Here is a 5,113-nt window from a genome sequence, read left to right on the forward strand (position 1 = left end):
CTCAAGGCTACGAGTTGGTATCCGACGGATACCCAAGTGGTTACAAGTTTGGCGACAATAATCCCACCTTCCAAGTTGTCTTAAAGCACAAGACCAAGGAAGTTACGCCAGATAACCCTGGAAACCCAGGTCAACCAGTGGATCCAAACAACCCAACGGGACCGAAGTATCCTGATGGCACTAGCAAGGACAACTTGACTAAGTCCATTACGAGAACCATCCACTACGTTTACGCCGATGGCAGTAAAGCCGCAGATGACAAAGTAGAAACGGTTACGTTTAACAGAACGGCCACCTTTGATGAAGTAACTGGTGAGATAACTTATGGTGCTTGGACATCTGACAATGATATCTTTAGTTCGGTTGATTCACCAGCCATTACGGGCTACACTCCGGATCAAGCGACCGTTGGTGCTTTAACTGCCACCGCTGATACTAAAAATTCAGATGTTAAAGTCACATACACTGCTAACGATGAGCAAGCTCACGTTCAGTACATTGACCAAGATGACAACAACCGAGTTATTACAACTGACAATCTAACTGGTAAGTTTGGTTCTAAGTCTGATTACTCAACCAAGAACGAAATTGCCAGCTTAGAGGCCCAAGGTTACGAATTAGTCACTGATGGCTATCCAAATGGTTATGAATTTAATACCGACAACCCAACTTTCAAAGTTGTTTTTAAGCACAAAACCAAGACGGTTACGCCAGATAACCCGGGACAACCAGGACAACCAGTTGATCCAAATAACCCAACTGGACCAAAGTACCCAGATGGAACTGGTGTAAATGACTTGACTAAGAACATTACGAGAACGGTGCACTACGTCTACGCTGACGGTAGTAAAGCCTCCGATGATCGTACTGAAACGGTTACTTACACTCGGACCGCAACCTTTGACCAGGTTACTGGTAAGTTAACATACAGTGCCTGGACTTCAACTAACGCTGTCTTTGGTGAAATCAATTCACCTGAAATTACTGGTTACACCCCAGATAAGGCAACCGTTGGTGCTCTAACTACTACTGCCGACTCAACCGACTCGACTGATACGGTTACCTACACTGCCAATGAAGAACAAGCTCATGTTCAATACATTGATCAAGATGACAACAACCGGGTTATTAAAACTGACAATTTAAACGGTAAGTTCGGTTCTAAGTCGGACTACAGTACAAAGAACGAAATTGCCAGCTTAGAGGCCCAAGGTTACGAATTAGTCACTGACGGCTATCCAAATGGGTATGAATTTAATACCGATAACCCAACCTTCAAGGTTGTCTTGAAACACAAGATGAAGACGGTTACCCCTGACAATCCAGGAAACCCAGGTGAACCAATTGATCCAAATAACCCAACTGGACCAAAATATCCTGATGGAACTAGTAAAGATAACTTAACCAAGTCAATTACGAGAACTATCCACTACGTTTACGCTGATGGTAGTAAAGCAGCTGATGATCAAGTAGAAACCGTTACTTTCACCAGAACGGCAACCTTTGACGAAGTAACTGGCAAGTTAACTTACAGTAACTGGACTTCAACTAACTCCGTCTTTGGACAAGTTGATTCTCCAGCAATCACGGGCTACACCCCTGATAAGACCAGTGTTAGTTCTGAAACTGCCACCGCTGATACACCTGACGGAAGTGTTACCGTTACGTATAATGCTAACGAACAAAAAGCAGTAGTTAACTATGTTGACGAAGATAACGGTGATGCCGTTCTTCATACTGATGACTTAACTGGTAAGTTTGGTAGTAAATCTGGTTACTCAACCAAAAATGAAATTGCCACTTTAGAAGCTAAGGGCTACGAGTTGGTATCCGACGGATACCCTGCTGATGGCTTTACTTTCAACACTGACAATCCAACCTTTACTGTTGTTTTGAAGCATAAGACTAAGACGGTTACGCCAGATAATCCAGGACAACCAGGTCAACCAGTTGATCCAAATAACCCAACTGGACCGAAGTACCCAGATGGAACTAGTGTAAATGATCTGACTAAGAACATTACAAGAACCATCCACTACGTTTACGCTGATGGTAGTAAGGCCGCTAACGATCAAGTTGAAACGGTTACGTTTACAAGAACGGCAACCTTTGACGAAGTAACTGGTAAGTTAACTTACAGTGACTGGACTTCAACTAACGCTGTCTTTGGACAAGTTGATTCTCCAGCAATCACGGGCTACACTCCAGATAAAGCAAGTGTTGGTTCCGAAACTGCCACAGCCGACACGCCAGACGGATCTGTAACCGTTACCTACAATGCCAATGAAGAACAGGCTCGTGTTCAATACATTGACCAAGACGACGGCAACCGAGTTATTAAAACTGATAGCTTAAACGGTAAGTTTGGTTCTAAGTCGGATTACTCTACTAAAGCTGAAATTGCTGATTTAGAAAGTCAGGGTTACGAGTTAGTCACTGATGGTTATCCAAATGGGTACGAATTTAATACCGACAACCCAACTTTCAAAGTTATCTTTAAACACAAGACCAAGACGGTTACGCCAGATAATCCGGGTCAACCGGGACAACCAGTTGATCCAGATAACCCAACTGGACCAAAGTATCCAGATGGAACTGGTGTAAATGATCTGACTAAGAACATTACAAGAACCGTTCACTATGTTTATGCCGATGGCAGTAAAGCTGCTGACGATCAAGTTGAGACCGTTACCTACACTCGAACTGCAACCTTCGATCAAGTAACTGGCAAGATCATTAGTTATGGTGACTGGACTACTAAGAATGCGGTCTTTAGCTCAATTGATTCTCCTGAAATTACGGGATATACTCCTGATAAAGCAACTGTTGGTTCACTCACCACTTCCCCTAATTCAGAGAATTCAACTGATACGGTTACCTACACTGCTAACGATGAACAGGCTCACGTTCAGTACATTGATCAAGATGACAACAACCGGGTTATTAAAACTGACAATTTAAACGGTAAGTTCGGTTCTAAGTCGGACTACAGTACAAAGAACGAAATTGCCAGCTTAGAGGCCCAAGGTTACGAACTAGTCACTGACGGTTATCCAAATGGGTACGAATTTAATACCGACAACCCAACTTTCAAAGTTATCTTTAAACACAAGACTAAGACGGTTACACCAGATAATCCGGGTCAACCAGGTCAACCAGTGGATCCAAATAATCCAGATGGACCTCATTATCCTAATGGAACTGGTGTAAATGACCTGACTAAGACCATTACCAGAACGGTGCACTACGTTTACGCTGACGGTAGTAAAGCTTCCGATGACAAAGTTGAAACGGTTACGTTTACAAGAACGGCAACCTTCGACCAAGTTACCGGCAAGATTATTAGTTACGGTGACTGGACTTCAACGAACGCTGTCTTTGGTGAAATCAATTCGCCTGAAATTACTGGTTACACTCCAGATAAAGCTAGTGTTAGTTCTGAAACTGCCACCGCTGATACACCTGACGGAAGTGTTACCGTTACGTATAATGCTAACGAACAAAAAGCAGTAGTTAACTATGTTGACGAAGATAACGGTGATGCCGTTCTTCATACTGATGACTTAACTGGTAAGTTTGGTAGTAAATCTGGTTACTCAACCAAAAATGAAATTGCCACTTTAGAAGCTAAGGGCTACGAGTTGGTATCCGACGGATACCCTGCTGATGGCTTTACTTTCAACACGGACAATCCAACCTTTACCGTTGTCCTGAAGCACAAGACTAGGGAAGTTACACCGGACAATCCAGGAAACCCAGGACAACCAATTGATCCAAACAATCCAGACGGACCTCATTATCCAGACGGAACTGGTGTAAATGACCTAACTAAGAACATTACGAGAACGGTTCACTACGTTTATGCTGATGGTAGTAAAGCTTCAGAAGATCGCATTGAAACAGTTACGTTTAACAGAACCGCAACCTTCGATGAGGTTACTGGCAAGGTAACATACAGTGACTGGACTTCAACTAACGCAGTCTTTGGTGAAATCGATTCACCTAAAATTACTGGTTACACACCAGATAAGGCAAGTGTTGGATCAGAAACAATTGGTCCTGACGCAACTAACTCTAGTGTTACCGTTACCTACAATGCCAACGATGAAAAGGCTCAAGTTCAATACATTGACCAAGACGATGGTAACAAGGTTATTCATACTGATGGCTTGAACGGTAAGTTCGGTTCTAAGTCTGATTACAGTACGAAGGACGAGATTGCTAAATTAGAAGCTCAAGGATATGAACTTGTATCTGACGGATTCCCAGGTGATGGCTACACCTTCAATACCGATAACCCAACTTTCAAGGTTGTTTTGAAACACAAGACCAAGGAAGTTACACCTGATAACCCAGGAAACCCTGGTCAACCAGTTGATCCAAACAACCCAACTGGACCAAAGTATCCTGATGGAACCAGCAAGAATGACTTGACCAAGACCATTACGAGAACGGTTCACTACGTTTACGCTGATGGTAGCAAGGCTTCAGAAGACCGCATTGAAACGGTTACGTTCAACAGAACCGCAACCTTCGATGAGGTTACTGGTAAGGTAACTTACAGTAACTGGACTTCAACGAACGCCGTCTTCGGTTCGATTGTTTCCCCAACCATTACGGGATACACTCCAGATAAGGCAACGGTTGGTTCAGAAACTGCCACGGCTGACACGCCAGATTCAAGTGTCACGGTTACCTACAACGCTAACGATGAAGTCGTTCACATTAATTACGTGGATCAGGATAAAGGTAATGCCCTTATCACTAGTGATACCGTTAACGGTAAGTTTGGTAGCAAGGCCGATTACAGTACGAAGGACGAAATCGCTAAACTAGAAGCTCAAGGATACGAATTAGTATCTGACGGTTATCCAGCAGATGGCTTTACCTTCAATACTGACGGCCCAACCTTTACGGTTGTGCTCAAACACAAGAGTAAGGAAGTTACACCAGACAATCCAGGAAACCCAGGTCAACCAGTTGATCCAAACAACCCAACTGGACCGAAGTATCCTGATGGCACTAGCAAGACTGATCTAACTAAGAACGTTACTAGAACCATTCACTACGTTGATAAGAATGGGAACAAGCTAGCTGATGATGTGGTTCAATC

The 5,113-nt window shown here is 43.4% G+C and carries 1 protein-coding gene; it reads left to right on the forward strand.

Annotated features, from left to right (window positions below; translation table 11 throughout):
- Nucleotides 1–5,113 (forward strand): mucin-binding protein (locus tag AC6UD8_RS06970; protein ID WP_500723596.1); only part of this gene is annotated, 5,113 nt, incomplete at both ends.

This window comes from Fructilactobacillus sp. X1R3C1, assembly GCF_059901545.1.